The organism is Bacteroidia bacterium (assembly GCA_025056095.1).
In the GTDB taxonomy this organism is placed as follows: domain Bacteria; phylum Bacteroidota; class Bacteroidia; order JANWVE01; family JANWVE01; genus JANWVE01.
Genome location: JANWVW010000333.1, coordinates 1 through 1,447 on the forward strand (window position 1 = coordinate 1; position 1,447 = coordinate 1,447).

The following is a 1,447-nucleotide window of genomic DNA, read 5'->3' on the forward strand; positions in this document are numbered from 1 at the left end:
CCGCGTGCGGGCCTTGGAGCATGCCGATTGGCAGTGCGGAGCGTTAGCGAAGCACCGAAGCGAAGCGTAGTGCGGAATGCCCCGACCCTTGCGCAGCAAGGGGGCACGCCCAAAAAAGTAAAAAAGTAAAGTTATTTTTTAGACCTTATATAAAAATATAAAACTTAATCCTTCAAGATTACCCTTTACGTAATAAGTATAATAAAAAATTTTTGTGATTTGTTGGTTTTTTCGTATTATTGCAAAATAAAAAAAAGTAATCCTTATGAAAAAAGTATCATCCGTCATTTTATTCTTGCTTAGTGCTTGTGTTGTTTATTCTCAAGGGACAACACTTGTTTACTGCTTTCAAAACAACTTTAATGAGCAGTCAGGTAGCGGACCTACTTTGATTCAAGCTCCTGCGGGAGGATACTTTACAAGCGATGTGGTGTGCGGAAGTACAATCACTTACTACCACTTCAATTTTAATGGAGGATTTTATTTTAACAACGCGAGTGCGGGTAATTTTGTCAACGCAAGTGATGGACATACTATTGAACTTTATATGAGGTTTGATAATACAAACAGCTGGAGAAAAATTATAGACTATAAAAATTTAGGAAGTGACTGCGGTGTATACAATTACTGGGGTTACTATCAATTTTATTGTTCAGGTACGTCTTCTATTGCAGTGTTTAATCCTGGTGTATGGGTATATGCAGCAATAGTTAGAGAACCAGGGGCAAACGCTAACTATCACTTGTATTATGGTGGTTCCACATCGTCTTTATACACTTTTTTAGATAACTCTCAAATGGGACTTCCTAATGCCTCTAATTTAATCTATTTTTTTGTAGATGACCACGTCACAGGACAATGGGAAGCTTCCTCAGGGGATATATCAGTGCTCAAAATCTCCAACTACCCTCTAACTGGTACAGACATATTTAATAATGCCCAAAGCCCTTGTATGTGCGGAATACCTTTACCTTTAGATTGGGTCGCTTTCAGCGGCTCTCGTATAAACAGACTTAACCATGTCAATCTTAAATGGGTAATGAACAGACCTACTCATCCAGGTCATTTTATTATTTTACGTTCCACTGATGGGAATACTTTTGAAGAAATTGCAAATATACCTATTCTACAACCTGCAGATCCCTTTCATGAATGGATAGATAGAAGTGCTCCCAGTTCAAAGCTTTACTATAAGGTAAAATACCGAGACAAAGATGGCAATCAAATACTTACAAAAACAATAGAAATCCCCGAATTTATTTCTGAAACGGCGTTTATCGTATATCCTAATTTTTTAAGTAAAAAGGAAAGTAGCACGCAGGTTTATTTTTATTCTACAAACCCAGAAACAAGTTTTGCTACCTGGAGTATAATAGACATGTCAGGTAAAGTGATAAAAAGTGGTACGTTATCCAATCAAAACAGTGTTGATATCAAATTAGACGAG

General features: G+C 37.2%; 1 protein-coding gene. It reads left to right on the plus strand.

Annotation, left to right across the window (positions count from 1 at the left end; translation table 11 throughout):
• Positions 1-265 precede the first annotated feature (265 nt).
• Positions 266-1,447 (plus strand): T9SS type A sorting domain-containing protein (locus NZ519_13880; protein MCS7029843.1); only part of this gene is annotated, 1,182 nt, incomplete at its 3' end.